The sequence below is a fragment of the Candidatus Methylomirabilota bacterium genome (assembly GCA_035709005.1).
In the GTDB taxonomy this organism is placed as follows: Bacteria; Methylomirabilota; Methylomirabilia; order Rokubacteriales; family CSP1-6; genus 40CM-4-69-5.
Window position 1 is genome coordinate 26795 of sequence record DASTFB010000031.1, and the last position, 15026, is coordinate 41820.

The following is a 15026-nucleotide window of genomic DNA, read 5'->3' on the forward strand; positions in this document are numbered from 1 at the left end:
GGGTCGAGGAGGCGCGCACATGTCGATTCGGTTTTTGAGAGCAAAGCACGTCGTCGTCGTTGCAGCATCTCTCACCGCTGTTCTGGCCCTCTCCCTCGTCGGGTTCCTGGCTGGCGGCACGTCTGTGGACAGGAAGGCGCTCGGCATCGGCAGCCCGAAGACGCTGACGATGCGCTACGAGCAGTGGCAAGCGGCGTACACCCGGAACGGTGGAGCCGATACGCTCATCGTGCCGCTCGGCTCGGCCAAGATGGGCGTCCGGGCGTCGAGCCCCGGCCACGGCCGGGCGACGCTCGACCTCAAGAGCGGACATCTCTGGGTTGAAGTCCAGGGACTGCCCTCCGACGACGCGCTGGAGCTCTGGCTCGTCCATGCCCGCCCGAGCGGTGAGCGGACATTTCACGCCGGGACGTTCGTCTACGAATTCGACCGACACGTCCTCGATCGTCGCCTGGACCTGGGCGCGCTCCAGGGTTTCGAGATCGATCGCATCGCCGTGACACCGCGTGGCGCCTCGCCGGCCACGCCGCTTCTCGCCGGCGCGCCGTCCCTGTTCCAGCGGCTCTATCATCGGGCGGGCCTGCGCTCGAACGGTGGTCTGTACTACGCCGAGGAGCGGCTGGGCGGCGGCTCGGCGCCCGCCAGCGTGAGCCCGTTCGCGCTGCTGGTGCCCGCCCCCGCCTACGCGGCGACGCCCAGCCCCGAAGCGCTGCTGGCCACCATGATCGACGAGGGCGAGCGTCTCTTCTTCGAGGAGACTTTCGAGGGCAATGGCCGAACCTGCGGCACCTGCCACCGCGCCGAGCGGAACTTCACCATCGACGCGGCCTTCATCGCCACGCTGCCCCCGAACGATCCCCTCTTCGTCGCCGAGTTCAATCCGGATCTGGCGGCGAACTTCGAGAACCCGACGCTGATGCGCGAACACGGGCTGATTCTCGAGAACGTCGACGGCACCGACGATCTGGCGAACAAGTTCACCATGCGCAGCGTCCCCCACACGCTGTCGCTGCTGACATCGACCTCGTCGTCGTTCGCGAGCCCGTTCGGCCCCCCCTTCAACCGGACGGGGTGGTCCGGCGACGGCGCGCCGGGCGCCGGGACCCTGCGGGACTTCGCCACCGGCGCGGTCACGCAGCACTTCACCAAGACGCTGAGCCGGATCCCGGGCGTGGACTTCCGGCTGCCTACCGAGGACGAGCTCAACGCGATGGAAGCGTTCCAGTTCTCGCTGGGCCGCTTCGAAGACCCCGATCTGGAGCAGCTTCGGCCCCGGCTCCGCAGCGACGTCGCGCGCCGGGGCCTGGACCTCTTCACGGGCGACGGACAGTGCAGCACCTGCCACTTCAACGCCGGCGCCACCGCAAGCTTCTCTCCGGGGATCAACCGCAACTTCGACACCGGAGTCGAGACGCTCTCCCTGGCCACCGTCCCCCGAGACGGGGGCCTCGGCACCGAGTTCAACGCCGCGATCAATGCGTTTGGGGACGGCACCTTCAATACGCCGCCGCTCGTCGAGGCGGCCGACACCGGGCCGTTCTTCCACAACAACGCCGTGGACACGATCGAGGAGGCCGTCGCGTTCTATACGACCCCGGCCTTCGGCAACTCCCCCAGTGGGGCCTTCACCGGCGGCGCCATCGATCTGAGCACCTCCGAGATCGAGGCCATCGCGGTCTTCCTGCGCGTCATCAACGCCGACTTCAACATCGACGAGGCGAAAAAGTACGAGAGCACGGCGCTCTGGACGGGGTCGTATTCCGAGGCCTCGCGCCTGCTCCAGCTTGCCGGCCACGAGATCGACGACGCCGTCCGCGTCCTGTCCGAGCGCGGGCTGCACCTGGATGCCGTGATACGGTTGCGGACGTCGAAGACCCTGCTCGACTTCGCCGCGGCGACCCGGTTCGCCGCCATTCGCAACAGCCTGATCAACTCGGCGATCGCCCAGCAAGATACCGCGAAGAACTTGCTGATCGCGCCCTGACCTCGAGCCTCACACGCCCTCGTTGCCCGCGGCGAGGGCGTGTGAGATCCTTCCCACTGTGATGCTCCGCGTGGCGCTCATCGTGCTGGCGCTGCTCGTCGCCGTCCCCGCCCCCTCATCGGCCGGCGGGCGCGGTTTCGGGCGGGGCGGCAGTCCGACATCGCACGGTGGCGGCTTCAAATCCGCGCACATCGGTGGCTTCAAGTCCGGGCGCGCGTTCGCCGCGCGGCCCTTCCACCATGCGACGCGGAGCGTGTTCCCCCGCCCGGTCGATCCGTGGAAGTTCTGGGGCGCCAAGCACGTTCATCGCCCGTTCTTCAAGTCGCCGTTCATCAGCTCCGGCGTGGTGCTCGGCGGCGGGACGACGGTGGTGTACGCGCCTCCCGTCGTCTATGCGCCGTCCGAGACCGTGGTCTACTCGCCGCCGGCCGCCGTCTACACGCCGCCGCCGATGCCGACGGTCGTCGAATATCCGACCGGCCGGTACGAGCTGCGCGGCGACGGAATCACCACGGCGTATCACTGGGTGTGGATCCCCAAGCCGCCCCCGGCGCCGCCAGCGCCCCCCGAAGCCGCCCCCGAGCCCGATCAGTCGCGCGCCCCCGAGCGCCAGGAGCGCGCCATCGGCAAGATCTACCGATGGACCGATGACGAGGGCGTGACGACGTTCACCGACCGGTTGGAGAACGTCCCCGAGCGGTATCGCTCCCGAGTCGAGCCCAAGGCCTAGCTCACACCGCGCATGTGCCTGCTGGCACTCTGGGTTGCCGGCCAACCTGCCGTGCCCCTGATCGTCGCCGCCAACCGCGACGAGTTCTTCGGTCGCCCCGCGGCCCCACCCACCGCCCTCGAGCCCGGAATCGTCGCGGGACGGGATCTGCAGGCCGGAGGGACCTGGCTGGGGGTGAATCGTCACGGCCTGTTCGCGGCGGTCACCAATCGCCGCCAGCCCGAGCGCACGCCGACCAGCCTCTCGCGCGGCGTGCTCGCGCTGGAGGCCCTCCGTTGCCGCACCGTCGCCGAGGTCGAAGCGCTCCTGAGCACGCGGACGGCCGAGCACGCCCTGGCCGGGTTCAACCTGGTGGTCGTGAACGACGGGGCCGGCGTGTGCTTCCACTGGGACGGCACGCTTCGGCCCGTGCGCTTCGGCGCCGGCCTGCACGTCGTCTCGAACAACCGGGACCTCGACGACCCGGCGATGCCGGAAAAGCGCATCGTCGACGGCTTCAGCGCCGCCCGGGCCGGGCGGCCGGACGAGACCGCGCTTCAGGAATTGCTGCGGTCCCACGAGGGAGACCCCCCGATCTGCAAGCACAACGAGCGCTACGGCACCGTCTCGTCCACGATCTACGTGGAGCGCCGGGACGAGCCCCGGCTGCTCTACGCCGACGGCGGCCCGTGCCGGCGGCCGTTCGTTGACTACTCTGCTCTGCTGGCCCACCTCCGGAGCTAGAATCACGGCGCCCCCGCGTCGATAATGGCCCCATGGCGGGCCGGTCCTCGCAGTACGACGCGATCATCGTGGGAGCCGGCCACAACGGGCTGGTGACGGCGGCGTACCTGGCCCGGGCGGGCCTGCGCGTGCTCGTGCTGGAGCGCCGCTACGTGGTGGGCGGCGCCTGCGTCACCGAAGAAACGTTTCCCGGCTTCAAGGTCTCCACCGCCGCCTACGTGAACAGCCTGTTCCGCAAGGAGATCGTGCGCGACCTCCGGCTGGCCGAGCACGGCTACCAGGTCCTGGCCCGTCAGCCGTCCTCCTTCACGCCGTACCCGGACGGACGCTCGCTGACGCTGGGGCCCGATCCCGCCCGCACCCACCGGGAGATCGCCAAGTTCAGCGCCCGGGACGCCGAGCGGTATCCGCAATACGAGGCGATGCTGGAGCGGGTCGCCGCCGTCGTCGAGCCGACCATCACCATGATCCCGCCGGACGTGCTGCACCCCGGCCTGGCCGACCTCGCCAGGCTCTTTTCGCTCGGGCGCGCGTTTCGGCGGCTGGGGACCGGGTCCGGAGAAGCCGTGGAGATACTGACCGGCGCCGCGCGGCCCATCCTCGACCGCTGGTTCGAGTCCGAGCAGCTCAAATCCACGCTGGCCACCGACGCCGTCATCGGCATGATGGCGAGCCCCTCGATGCCGGGCACCGCCTACGTGCTGTTCCACCACGTCATGGGCGAGACCGACGGCAAGCGCGGCGTCTGGGGCTACGTGCGGGGCGGCATGGGCGGCCTCACCCAGGCGCTGGCCGCGGCGGCCCGACGCTTCGGCGCCGAGATCCGCTGCGAGGCCGAGGTGGCGAGCATCCTGGTGCGGGACGGCCGCGTCACCGGCGTCGCCCTGACCGGGGGCGACGAGTTCAGCGCGCCGGTCGTGGCCAGCAATGCCGACGCCCGCGTGACGTTCACCCGGCTGCTCGATCCCAAGCTCCTGCCGCCGGAGTTCGTGGAGGCGGTGGGGCGGATCAGCTACGAGAGCGCCTCCGCCAAGATCAACGTGGCCCTGGCCGCGCTGCCCAGCTTCAGCGCCTGTCCGGGAACCTCCCCGGGCCCGCAGCACCGGGGCACCATCCACATCTGCCCCGACCAGGACTTCATCGAGCGCGCCTACGACGACGCCAAGTACGGGCGGCCGTCGGCGCGTCCCATTCTGGAGATCACGCTGCCGTCCGTGGTGGACCCGACGGTGGCGCCGCCGGGTCGGCACCTCATGTCCATCTTCGTGCAGTATGCGCCCTATACCCTGCGCGACGGGCATTGGGACGCGTTGAGGGAGCCCTTCGCCGATCGCTGCTTCGATCTGCTCGACGAGTACGCCCCCAACTTCAAGCGGTCCGTGCAGGCGCGCCAGGTGCTCACGCCCCTGGACCTCGAGCGCACCTTCGGGCTGACCGGCGGCAACATCTTCCAGGGCGCCATGACTCCCGGCCAGCTGTTCTCCTTCCGCCCCGTACCCGGCTACGCGGGGTATCGCACGCCGCTGGGCGGTCTGTTTCTCTGCGGGGCTGCCGCCCATCCCGGCGGGGGCGTCATCGGCGCCGCCGGGCTGAACGCGGCCCGGGTGATCCTGGGCCGGCGCCGCTTTCGAGCGGTCGCCTCGAGGAGCTGAGGGCCGTGCGGTTGGGCGTGCTGCTTCCGACGCGTGGCGTGGTCATGCAGTCGGCTCGCCGGCCACCCGTGGAGGACTGCTGGGCGATGGCCCGGCTGGCCGACCAGGCCGGCTACGACGCGGTGTGGGTCGGCGACAGCGTCGTGGCCAAGCCGCGGCTCGAGCCGCTGACGACGCTGGCCTACCTGGCCGGCATCACCACGAAGGTCCGCCTGGGCACGGCGGTGCTGCTCCCCGCCCTGCGCCACCCCGTCGTCCTGGCCCATCAGATCGCCAACACCGACCAGATCTCGCGGGGCCGCCTGGTGCTCGGGCTCGGTGTGGGCTGGAGCCTGCCGTCTGCCGAGCGCGAGTGGGCCGCGTGCGGAGCCGACCACAAGCGGCGGGTTCGCCGCCTGGAGGAGCACGTCGAGATGTGGCGGGAGCTCTGGCGAGGCGAGCCGGTGACCTATCGCGCCGGTGACGTCGACCTGGCCGCGCACACCATCGGTCCGCTCCCCTGGCGTCCGGAGGGGCCGCCCGTGCTGATCACCGCGGGCAACCGCGGCGAGATGCTGGCCGCCCAGTTCGAGCGCTTCGCCCGCCTGGGGGACGGCATCATCACGACCTACGTGCACGCCGAAGAGTGCCGCATCGTCCGCGAGCGGGCCGACGAGGCCCTGGCCCGGCACGGCCGAACGAAGAGCCAGTTTCCGCTCTGCGTGTACACGACGGTGCGGTTGGAGGACGACGTCCGCACGGCCGAGCGGGTCACCACCGAATTCCTGGCCGCCTACTACGGCGGGGGCGTCCACTCGCGGGGCACCATGGGCCTCGGCCCACCCGGCGCGGTTTTGGAGGCGCTCGGCCGCTACGCCGACGCCGGGGTCACCGACCTCTGCATCCGTTTCGTGGGCGACGACCAGCGGGCGCAGCTCGAGCGCTTCACGGCCGACGTGTTACCCGCGCTAGCGTAGATACTTGTCGAACCAGGCGAAGACTTTCTTCCAGCCGTCCACCGCCGCGTGCTGGCGGTACTGCGGACGGTCCACGGCGAAGAACGCATGCCCGGCGTTCTCGTACATGTGGAACTCGTGCGTCTTGCCGAATTTCTGAAGCGCCTGCTCCGTCTGCTTCACGTCGTCCGGCGACGGGCGCGTGTCCTCGATGCCGAACAGCCCGAGCAGCGGCACCTTCAGGTCTTGCGTGAAGTCGATGGGCGCGACGGGCTGGCGCGGGGTCAGCTCCTCGGGTTTGGCCACCACGCCGCCGCCGTAGCAGTCGATGGCCGCGTCGAGGCCCCGCAGCGTGCAGGCGGCCAGGTAGGCCTGGCGGCCGCCCGAGCAGTAGCCGATGACGCCGACCTTGCCGTTGAGGTACGGCAGGGCGCGGAGATAGTCGATGGCGCCCTGGACGTCGCCCATCGTGCGATCGTCCGGCATCCCACCCGCGGCCCGGACGCTGGCGCTGTTCTCCTCCGGCGTCGCCTTGCCCTCGCGAACATGCAGGTTCGGGCAGAGGGCCACCAGGCCGTGATGGGCGAACCGCCGGGTGATCTCCTTGTTGGGCCCGTCCCAGCCGGGCATGTGGTGGATGACCACCACGCCGGGATAGGGACCGGCGCCGAACGGCCGGGCCAGGTACGCGTCGATCTGGTCGCCGCGGTGCCCGCGCATCAGGACCGTCTCCGCGAACAGCGCTTCGTAGGCCATGGCGTTCGTCCTCCTAGCGCGGCGCCGGCGCGTACCGGCCGGTCAGCTGCGGCGTTTGCCCCTCCAGGCCCTTCTGCTGGCGGTCCAGCCGCGTCTCCCGGGCCCAGGTGCGCTTGAGCTCGTCGCGCACGTTGATGCGGAGCCGGCCCAGGCGCTCGATCTCCAGCTCGATCCGATCACCGTCCTGAAACGCGCTGAGGCCCCGATGGTTGGTCCCGGTGGCCAGAACGTCGCCCGGCTCCAGGGCGTGGATGGAGGTCACCCACTCGATGCACCGCGGAATCTTGTGGGCCATGTCGCTGGTGTTGAAGTTCTGCTTGACCTCACCGTTCACGGACAGCCGGATCTGCAGCTTGTGAGGATCGGGCACTTCGTCGGCGGTGATCAGGTATGGGCCGAGGGGCGCGAAGGTATCGCGTGACTTCATCTGGTAGAAGGTGTTGCCGGCCGGCGGCAGGCCGCGCGCCGAGCCGTCGATGAAGCTCGTGTAGCCGAAGACGTAGTCCATGGCCTGGGCGGCGCGCACGTGCGAAGCCCGCTTGCCGATGATCACGGCCACCTCGGCTTCGCCCTCGAAGATGGTGGCCGGCACGTCGGGCAGCAGCATGGTGTCGTCGTCGCCGATGACCGCGCTGGGCGACTTGAGGAACGCGTTGATCGGCGCCGGCTCGGTCCGCGTGCCGTCCTCCATGTAGTTCACGGCCATGGCCACGATGTTCGTGGGCCTGGGCAGCGGCGGTCGGATCCGGACGCGGCTCAGCGGCGCTCCCGTTCCGCGGGCGGCGGCCTCCTCCAGCCGCCGGCGATAGTCGGCGAACCGCTCGATCAGTCCGCTGATGAGGTTGTGGGGGCCGGTGTGCGGCACGTCGGCCACCACGGACGAGACGTCCACCACCGCGTCGCCCTTGAGCACACCCAGCTTGAAATCGTCGAAGAAGAGCAGCTTCACGGGTCCCTCCTGTCGGTTAAGGCCTCGCCGCCGTCAAAGCTTCTTACAGGTGACGCCGAGAGTAGTGCGTTCGGTGGAGCAAGACAAGCGGCGATGTAGAGCGCTCGATAGAGCACGAACGGCCCCGTCCACCGACGGTAGCCGGCCACGTCGACCAGCCACGCGCAGGCGGCCAGACCGAGGGCGGCCGCCTGCCACTCGGCGTGGGTGAGCGGCCGGTACACGGCGCTCCAGGTGCCCGGGTTGTTCACGAGCACCATGGCCGCGATCGTGATGCCGCGAAAGGCGTCGAGCGAGCGGAGCCGGCTGGCCGGGTACGTCAGTGGTCAGTCGATCGAGCGGTACAGGCGCTCGTCGTAGAGGCTGCCGCTCATGGGCAGGAGCTCCTCCCGAATCTTCTTCATGTGGGCGGACACGATGTGCGAGTCGAAGGCCTGCCGGTCCTTCCAGACCTCCACGAGTGTCATGTGGTTGTGCCGATTGCTCTGGGTCAGCGCGTCGTAGCGAATGCTGCCCGCCTCTCGGCGGCTCGTCTCGGCCAGATCCTTCACCAGCCCGACGCCCTTGTCTTTGCACGTGGGGATGATGTCGACGTGCGTCACCACGTAGAGCGCGTCCTTGCCCGCCGCAGTGGCCGGGCGATCGCCCACCGCCAGCGCGACGTGGGCGCGCTCGTCGTAGGCGGCGCTGAGGAGCGGCTGCAGCGACTCCCGGAACTTCCGGACAGACGCCGCCCCGGCGTGGCCCTGACGGGCCGTGGCATCCTGCCAGGCCTCGACGATGGCGAAGTGGTTCACCCGTTCCCGCCGCTGGAGCGTGTCGAAGCGGAGATTCCCGGCGCCCTTGCGGCTGGCGTCACGGAGCTGCCTGAGCAACCCGCGCGCCTCGTCAACCGCCGAGGGAGTGACCTCGATGTACGTCACGACGTAGGCGGGACCGGTGTCCTGGGCGGGCGCGACGTTCACGATCCCCAGCGACAAGCCGGTGGCCACGATCCAACCGAGCCGAAGACGACGTGCGCGTTCCTTGCGTGCTCCTCTCGGGCGTGCGGCCCGACGTCGAGACGGTGCCGGGACATGCCCGTCTATACCGTGCAGGCCCGCGGGGGTCAAGGCGGACGGGCGCCGAGCGCGACTGGACAACGCCGCGCGCGCCCGCCTATCCTCCCGGCAGCGAGGTGCCGGCATACGCGATGGACGTGGGGATCTTCGACCATCTGGACCGCCGGGACGTCCCGCTCGACGAGCTCTACGAGAGCCGGCTACGGCTGCTGGAGCAGTACGACGCGGCGGGCTTCTCCGCCTACCACCTGGCCGAGCACCACGCCACCCCGCTGGGCCTGGCGCCGGTGCCCGGCATCTTCCTGGCCGCGGCCTCGCAGCGCACACGGCGCATCCGCCTGGGCCCCTGCGTGTACATCCTGCCGCTCTACGATCCCGTGCGGCTCATCGAAGAGATCTGCATGCTGGACCAGCTCACCCGCGGGCGCTTCGATCTCGGAGTGGGCCGCGGCATCGTGCCCTACGAGATGGCGTACTTCGACCTGCACCACCTGGAGACCGAGGACGTGTATCGCGAGGCGCTGGAGGTCGTGCTGGGCGGGCTGACCAGCGACGTCCTGGATCACCGGGGGCCGCGCTACACCTATCGCAAGGTGCCGATGGTGCTGCGGCCGTGGCAGCGGCCGCACCCTCCGCTCTGGTACGGGCTCGGTCACCTGGAAGGCGCGGAGTGGGCGGCCACTCACAAGGTGAACGTCATCACCAACCACACCGCGGAGGGCGCCCGGCCGCTCTTCGAGCGGTATCGGGACGTCTGGCAGCGCAAGCACGGCGGCGCGGAGATGCCCAAGCTGGGTGTCTCCCGCCACGTGGTGGTGGCCGATACCGACGCCCGGGCCGAAGCCTGGGCCCGGGCGGCCTACGCCACCTGGTACGCCAACCTCACCAAGCTGTGGCGGGACTTCGGCGCCATCCCGACCCGCTTCGCCCGGGACTTCGACGAGGCGCGCCAGCGGGGGCTCGCCATCGCGGGCACCCCGGACCGCGTGCGCGCGGGGATCCAGCGCGAGGTGGCCACCAGCCAGTGCACGTACCTCGTCTGCCGGATGATGTTCGGCGATCTCGGCGAGACCGAGGCCAGCGCCTCCATCGGCCTGTTCGCCACCGAGGTGATGCCCCGGCTCACTTCCGCGTAGACTCGTAGCGCTGGATCGCCCGCTTCAGATCGCGGTACTCCTCGCAGCCGAAGAAGCAGAGCTTGTCGAGAGCGGTCAGGTGCTCCCTGGCCTTGGCCACGTTGCCGACCTTGAGGTAGGCCTCGCCGATGTACTCGTGAGCGCCCCGGTGCTTGGGATCCAGGCGGAGCGCCTCCTGGTAATGCTTGAAGACCACAGCCATGTCGGGGTTGGCGCCGTTGCGGATCGCGTAGGCCAACAGGTTGTGATAGTCCGCGTTGCGCGGATCGCGCGCGACGGCATTCTGCATAACCTCGGCCGCGCCCTTCCAGTCCTTGGCCGCGATGCGGGCGCGGGCAGTGGCGAGATCGGGATCCGGGGGCGTCACGGTCGCCTGCGGGTCGTTGGCGAGGGCGATCGTCGCGAGCGTCAGGCAGATGAGGAAGGCCCGGCGCAGGTGCTTGAGCATGGCATCACTCCTTCCGGTCGTCATTGTGCCACCGCTTCACCGCCGGGAGCACCTCCCGTCCGAACAGCTCGACCGTGCGGAGCGGGTCGGAGGCGAGGCTCACCGTGAACATGAGGTTCCGGGCCCCGGCCGCGACCGCGGCCCGGACCTGGGCCACGCAGTCCTCGGGGGTCCCGGCTACGGCGAGGCGCCGGCGCAGGTAGTCGAAGAGACCGAGCCGCCGGGTGAGGGCCGGGTCCATCTCGGCGCGATGGGTCGTGTACCGCGCCCGGAGCTCGCGGATCGCGGGGACGAGCTCGGCCGGGACGCCACGCTGGGCGGGCGCCGGGCCCAGGATGTAGGCGGCGACGAAGCCGAGGATGTTGTCCAGGCTGCCAAGCGCGACCTCGCGCTGTTCGCTGACGTCAAGGCAGGCGATCCACCAGATGTCGAGATCCTCCCCCGCGCGTCCACTGGCACGGGCGCCTTCCGTCACGAAGCCGCGGGCCTGATCCACCTGGCCACGCTCGAGGCCGAAGTTGACGAAGACACCGTCCGCCACCGCTCCCGCGGCCCGGAGCGCGCCGGGGCCCGAGCCGGCCGCATATATGGGAACCTGGTGGGCGAGGCGGGGAAGCTGGGCCGAGGCGCCATCGAGCGTCGCCCGCTCGCCGGCCAGGAGCGCGCGCACGAAGGCCAGACCCCGGCAGAACGCCTCCGGCGATGACGGCGAGCCGCCGATGTTGCCCACACCGCTGTGCCCGGTGCCGATGCCGAGGAGCAACCGGCCCCCGGAGAGCGCATCGGTGGCCGCCGCCGCTCCGGCCGTGATGGCCGGATGCCGCGTGACGAGATTGGTCACGCAGGTCGCGAGCGGCACCCGCTCGGTGCGCACGGCGGCGAGCGCGAGCGCGACCCAGACGTCCATCGCGTTGCCCGGCGTGTCGGCGATCCCCACGAGGTCCCAGTCCAGACGCTCGCCGAGGGACGCCAGGCGGGCCGTGTAGTCGGGCGTGAACGGCCAGAAGAAGAAGCCGAAGCGGGGAGGTGCCGTCACCGCGCCAGCGCTCGACATGGGCGCCGGTTCGGGCTCAGCCGTAGGGCCGGCCGGCCAGCCCGTAGGCCTGGTCGATGAGACGAACCACCCGGGCGCAGTCGTGGACGCTGATGGGCGGCGCCGCGCCACGCCGCCAGTGCTCGAGCGCGTCGCGTAGCGCGGTCAGGGCCAGCGGTTCCTTGGGCGCTCCCGGCAGGGTGTCTTCACCGCCGGCCGTCACCAGCCGCAGCGTGTGACCGGCGGCGATCAGGATAGCGTCGCGGCCCGCGATCTTCCACTCCCCGTCGGTCCCCTCGCCTGGAAAGGTGTTGCCCACCTCGACAGTCCCCAGCACGCCCCCCGCCGAGCGCAGGAGCACGGAGGCGTAGTCCTCGACCGGCTGGCCCAGGGCGCGCCAGCTGAGCTGCGCGCCCGTGACCGTCGCCTCCTCGCCGGTCAGGTACAGAAAGAGGTCGAGGCCGTGAGGACCGAGATTCCGGAGGCACCCCCCGCCGGTGACGGCGGGATCGAGCATCCACGGCGCGTCCCAGGCGGGATAGCGCGCCGAGGTCGGCCGGTTCTGGCGAATGTAGACGTGCGAGAGAGGACCGAACCGCCCCTCGGCGAGCAGCTGCCGGGCGCTGGCCACGAAGGGTTGGTAGCGCTGGTGGAGCGGGACGGCCACGAAGGCCCCGGCCGCCCGAGCCCGGTCGGCCACCCGCCGGACCTCGTCGGCGTTGACCCCCATGGGCTTTTCCATCAGGAACGGATAGCCGTGGTCCAGCAGGTAGTGGGCCGTCTCGGCCATGGTGTTGTGCGGCCCAAGCGCGATGACGAAGTCGGGCCGGGTCTTGTCCAGCATCTCCCGGTAGTCGGTGAAGATCGGAGGACCCCCGAGCACCGCCGCCCGCTTGGCGGCGATCGCCGCGCTGGCGTCGTGCAGGCCGACGAGCGTGACGTCGGGGATGCTGCTCAGATGGCGCAGATACGCGGAGTCGTAGAGGGAGTGCCAGTGGCTGACGCCGATCGCGGCGATGCGGGCAGGGCCGTTTGGGGGAGACATGCGGCTTCCGAGCGTGCGACAGGGAACGACGTCCGTCAAGCCCGCCGTCGATCGGGGCTGCTATCATGGCGGCGCCCGACGGTCGGTCGCGACCGGGGCAAGGAGCCGCCGATGACGACCCCGGCCACGAAGGAGTCGCTGCTCGCCGACCTGGATCGAGTCGTGCAAGACACCCTCGCCTATTTCGCCGGGCCGGGCCGGACGACTACCGCCCGCATCGACCGCTGGCAGGCCCGGGACGTGTTGATGCACTTCATCTACTTCCACGACGCCACCGCCTGGGGCATCCAGTCGGCGGCGATGGGCGGGCCTCCGTGGCCGGTGCCCGCGGATGCCGATACCGTGAACGAGGTGTGCCGCAGGCTCCACGAGCACGAGAGCGTGGACGAGCTGCTGGCGCAGCTCCGGCAGGCCCACGCCCGCCTGGCGCGCGCCGTGGGCAACGCCCCCGACATCGACCAGCCGTGCTTTCGGCGGTCGAACGGCCAAACCATGACGGGCCGCCAGCGCCTGGAGCTGTTGGCCCGCCACTGGACCGAGCACGTCCAGGCCCTGCAGGCGGCGGCTTCCGGCCGGTAGCCAGAAAGGCTCAGCGATGGAAGAGCGGGTGACGTTCGTGTCCGAGGGCTTGAAGCTCGCCGGCATCCTGCACGTGCCCGACGGGGCGGGGGCGGCGGGCGAGCGCCGGCCGGCCGTGGCCGTGCTGCACGGGTTCGGCAGCAACAAGGACGGCGGCGTGGCCCTGGCCGCGGCCCGGCTGCTGGTCAGCTGGGGCTACGTTGCCCTGCGCTTCGACATGCGCGGCTGTGGCGAGAGCGATGGCCCACGCGGACGGGTGATCTGCCTGGAGCAGGTCGAGGACGCTCGCAACGCGCTGTCGTTTCTGAGCAGCCGTCCTGAAGTGGATCCCGAGCGGATCGCGCTGGTGGGCAACAGCTTCGGCGCCGCGGTCGCCGTCTACACCGCCGGCGTGGATCGCCGGGTCGCCGCGTGCATCTCCTGCGGGGGCTGGGGCGACGGCGAGAGCAAGTTCCGCAAGCAGCACGCCTCGCCCGAGGCATGGGCGAGGTTCACGGCCATGCTGGAGGAGGGCCGGCGGCGGCAGCGGGCCGGCCAGTCCCTGATGGTCCCCCGCTACGACATCGTCCCCATCCCGCCGGCGCTCCGCGGCAACCTCTCCCCGGGCTCGATCATGGAGTTTCCCTTCGAGGTGGTCGATAGCATGTACACCTTCAAGGCGAACGACGTCGTGGGAAAGATCGCGCCCCGCCCGCTCCTGCTTTTGCACCCGGCTCACGACTCCGTCACCCCCACCGAGCAGTCGATCGAGCTGTTCCGCCGCGCCGGTCAGCCGACGGAGCTGCATCTGCTGGCCGACGTCGACCATTTCGTGCTCGGTGAGGGCAACCCGCGCGTGGCGAGCCTGGTGCAGGGCTGGCTCGACACCTACCTGCCCGTGCGGCCCGCGTCCCGATGACCGGACCCAACACGGTCACGACGGCCGGGGCCCTGATCGCCACCGCCGAGGCGCTGCGGCGCTTCGCCACGGACGTCTTCGTCCGCGCCGGCATGGCGCCGGCGCCGGCCGGGACGGTCGCCGACGTGCTGGTGTGGGCCAACCTGCGCGGCATGGACTCCCACGGCGTGACCCGCATTCCCCGGTACGCGGAGCTCATGCTGACGGGTGACCTCAACCCGAATCCGGTCATGACCACGCCGCTCGATACGCCAGCCGCCGCCGTGCTCGAGGCTGATCGCGCGGCCGGCCCGGTGGCCATGACAGAGGCGATGGCCCGGGCGGTGAGCAAAGCCCGGCACGCCGCCGTCGGGCTCGTGCTGGTGCGGGGCACCACGCACACCGCGGCCCTCGGGTACTACACACTGCTGGCGGCGCAGGATGGCATGGCGGGCGTCGCTCTGTCCGCGTCGGGTCCCAACATGGTCTATCACGGCGCGCGGACCGCCGGGGTGTCGACGAACCCCATCTCCATCGCGGTGCCCGGCGGCGAGCGAGGGCCCCTCGTCCTGGACATGGCCACCAGCGTCGTGTCGCTGGGTAGCCTCGTGCAGGCCCGCAAGACCGGGCAGGCCCTGCCGGCCGGTGTCGCCGTCGACGGCGACGGCGAGCCGACGACCGATGCGCAGGCTGCCAGGGTCCCCCTGCCGCTGGGCGGCCCCAAGGGCTCCGGCCTGTCCCTGATGATCGAGTGCCTCACCAGCCTGATGGTCGGCAACCCCGTCCTCGCCGAGGCGCTGGAGGGCACGCCCCGCGGACGCCGGCACCGGCAGAATGCGCTCGTGCTGGCCATCGACCTCGCGCGCTTCGGCGATCCGGCGCGATTCCGCCAGGAGGTCATGCGGCTGACCGCGGCGCTGAAGGCGCTGCCCCGCCGCCCCGAGGTCCCCGAGATCCTCATGCCCGGCGAGCGCGGGCAGCGGACCTTCGAGCGCCGCAGCCGGGAGGGCGTTCCCGTGCCCCGGGCCATCGTCGAGGAGCTCCGCGCGCTCGCCGACCGCCTGGGCGTGACGATGTTTCCGGCTTCCCCTCGCCCGCGATCCTAACCTGACACCAGA

The 15026-nt window shown here is 70.8% G+C and carries 15 protein-coding genes and 1 pseudogene; 9 read left to right on the plus strand and 7 right to left on the minus strand.

Annotation, left to right across the window (positions count from 1 at the left end; all coding sequences use genetic code 11):
* Positions 1-19: 19 nt before the first annotated feature.
* The 5 genes from VFR64_04640 (at position 20) to VFR64_04660 (ending at position 6045) form a co-directional block, all read left to right on the plus strand.
* Positions 20-1984: a hypothetical protein gene (locus VFR64_04640; protein HET9489028.1), complete on the plus strand. Its 1965-nt coding sequence runs from the start codon at positions 20-22 to the stop codon at positions 1982-1984.
* A gap of 70 nt (positions 1985-2054) precedes the next feature.
* Complete coding sequence (locus VFR64_04645; protein HET9489029.1) at positions 2055-2714, plus strand: DUF4124 domain-containing protein; 660 nt, start codon at positions 2055-2057, stop codon at positions 2712-2714.
* Between the two features lie 12 nt (positions 2715-2726).
* Entirely contained in the window at positions 2727-3437 is a 711-nt protein-coding gene (locus VFR64_04650) for an NRDE family protein (protein ID HET9489030.1), read from the plus strand.
* A gap of 32 nt (positions 3438-3469) precedes the next feature.
* A complete protein-coding gene (locus VFR64_04655) occupies positions 3470-5089 on the plus strand; it encodes an NAD(P)/FAD-dependent oxidoreductase (GenBank protein HET9489031.1) in 1620 nt (539 codons plus the stop codon).
* A 5-nt stretch (positions 5090-5094) separates the two neighbouring features.
* A complete protein-coding gene (locus tag VFR64_04660; GenBank protein HET9489032.1) occupies positions 5095-6045 on the plus strand; it encodes an LLM class flavin-dependent oxidoreductase in 951 nt (316 codons plus the stop codon).
* Here VFR64_04660 and VFR64_04665 read toward each other — a convergent pair.
* The 4 genes and pseudogenes from VFR64_04665 to VFR64_04680 all read right to left on the minus strand — a co-directional run bounded on the left by VFR64_04665 (position 6037) and on the right by VFR64_04680 (position 8721).
* Positions 6037-6780 carry a dienelactone hydrolase family protein gene (locus VFR64_04665; protein ID HET9489033.1) on the minus strand — a complete coding sequence of 248 codons (744 nt, stop codon included), beginning with the start codon at positions 6778-6780 and terminating at the stop codon, positions 6037-6039. The two genes, VFR64_04660 and VFR64_04665, sit on opposite strands and share 9 nt — an antisense overlap.
* Positions 6781-6793: 13 nt before the next feature.
* On the minus strand, positions 6794-7729 hold the full coding sequence (locus VFR64_04670) for a fumarylacetoacetate hydrolase family protein (protein ID HET9489034.1): 936 nt from the start codon (positions 7727-7729) through the stop codon (positions 6794-6796).
* A 194-nt stretch (positions 7730-7923) separates the two neighbouring features.
* Positions 7924-8052: pseudogene (locus VFR64_04675) on the minus strand (DUF5009 domain-containing protein).
* Positions 8053-8055: 3 nt separating this feature from the next.
* Positions 8056-8721, minus strand: coding sequence for an antibiotic biosynthesis monooxygenase (locus VFR64_04680; protein ID HET9489035.1), 666 nt, complete (start codon positions 8719-8721; stop codon positions 8056-8058).
* 200 nt (positions 8722-8921) lie between these two features.
* Here VFR64_04680 and VFR64_04685 point away from each other — a divergent pair, with 200 nt between their 5' ends.
* Positions 8922-9926 (plus strand): LLM class flavin-dependent oxidoreductase, encoded by a 1005-nt coding sequence (locus VFR64_04685; GenBank protein HET9489036.1) that lies wholly within the window; start codon positions 8922-8924, stop codon positions 9924-9926.
* Here the strand turns inward: VFR64_04685 and VFR64_04690 are convergent.
* Genes VFR64_04690 through VFR64_04700 form a run of 3 tightly spaced genes read right to left on the minus strand, consistent with a single transcriptional unit; the run spans position 9913 to position 12452 of the window.
* Positions 9913-10374, minus strand: a complete 462-nt coding sequence (locus tag VFR64_04690) for a tetratricopeptide repeat protein (protein ID HET9489037.1) — start codon at positions 10372-10374, stop codon at positions 9913-9915. The two genes, VFR64_04685 and VFR64_04690, sit on opposite strands and share 14 nt — an antisense overlap.
* A gap of 4 nt (positions 10375-10378) precedes the next feature.
* Entirely contained in the window at positions 10379-11410 is a 1032-nt protein-coding gene (locus tag VFR64_04695; protein ID HET9489038.1) for an LLM class flavin-dependent oxidoreductase, read from the minus strand.
* Positions 11411-11444: 34 nt separating this feature from the next.
* Entirely contained in the window at positions 11445-12452 is a 1008-nt protein-coding gene (locus VFR64_04700) for a Gfo/Idh/MocA family oxidoreductase (GenBank protein HET9489039.1), read from the minus strand.
* A gap of 111 nt (positions 12453-12563) precedes the next feature.
* On the opposite strand from VFR64_04700, the gene VFR64_04705 reads away from it, so the two are divergent.
* Genes VFR64_04705 through VFR64_04715 form a run of 3 tightly spaced genes read left to right on the plus strand, consistent with a single transcriptional unit; the run spans position 12564 to position 15014 of the window.
* Positions 12564-13031, plus strand: a complete 468-nt coding sequence (locus tag VFR64_04705) for a hypothetical protein (GenBank protein ID HET9489040.1) — start codon at positions 12564-12566, stop codon at positions 13029-13031.
* A gap of 16 nt (positions 13032-13047) precedes the next feature.
* Positions 13048-13929, plus strand: a complete 882-nt coding sequence (locus tag VFR64_04710) for an alpha/beta fold hydrolase (protein ID HET9489041.1) — start codon at positions 13048-13050, stop codon at positions 13927-13929.
* Positions 13926-15014: an Ldh family oxidoreductase gene (locus VFR64_04715; protein HET9489042.1), complete on the plus strand. Its 1089-nt coding sequence runs from the start codon at positions 13926-13928 to the stop codon at positions 15012-15014. The genes VFR64_04710 and VFR64_04715 overlap by 4 nt, the downstream gene beginning before the upstream one ends.
* The last annotated feature ends 12 nt before the right edge of the window (positions 15015-15026 follow it).

Bases quoted from the DNA above. Each gene is read 5' to 3' on its own strand.
- VFR64_04640 (HET9489028.1), top strand. From the start codon at position 20: ATGTCGATTCGGTTTTTGAGAGCAAAGCACGTCGTCGTCGTTGCAGCA.
- VFR64_04650 (HET9489030.1), top strand. From the start codon at position 2,727: ATGTGCCTGCTGGCACTCTGGGTTGCCGGCCAACCTGCCGTGCCCCTG.
- VFR64_04655 (HET9489031.1), top strand. From the start codon at position 3,470: ATGGCGGGCCGGTCCTCGCAGTACGACGCGATCATCGTGGGAGCCGGC.
- VFR64_04665 (HET9489033.1), bottom strand. From the start codon at position 6,780: ATGGCCTACGAAGCGCTGTTCGCGGAGACGGTCCTGATGCGCGGGCAC.
- VFR64_04685 (HET9489036.1), top strand. From the start codon at position 8,922: ATGGACGTGGGGATCTTCGACCATCTGGACCGCCGGGACGTCCCGCTC.
- VFR64_04690 (HET9489037.1), bottom strand. From the start codon at position 10,374: ATGCTCAAGCACCTGCGCCGGGCCTTCCTCATCTGCCTGACGCTCGCG.
- VFR64_04700 (HET9489039.1), bottom strand. From the start codon at position 12,452: ATGTCTCCCCCAAACGGCCCTGCCCGCATCGCCGCGATCGGCGTCAGC.
- VFR64_04705 (HET9489040.1), top strand. From the start codon at position 12,564: ATGACGACCCCGGCCACGAAGGAGTCGCTGCTCGCCGACCTGGATCGA.
- VFR64_04710 (HET9489041.1), top strand. From the start codon at position 13,048: ATGGAAGAGCGGGTGACGTTCGTGTCCGAGGGCTTGAAGCTCGCCGGC.
- VFR64_04715 (HET9489042.1), top strand. From the start codon at position 13,926: ATGACCGGACCCAACACGGTCACGACGGCCGGGGCCCTGATCGCCACC.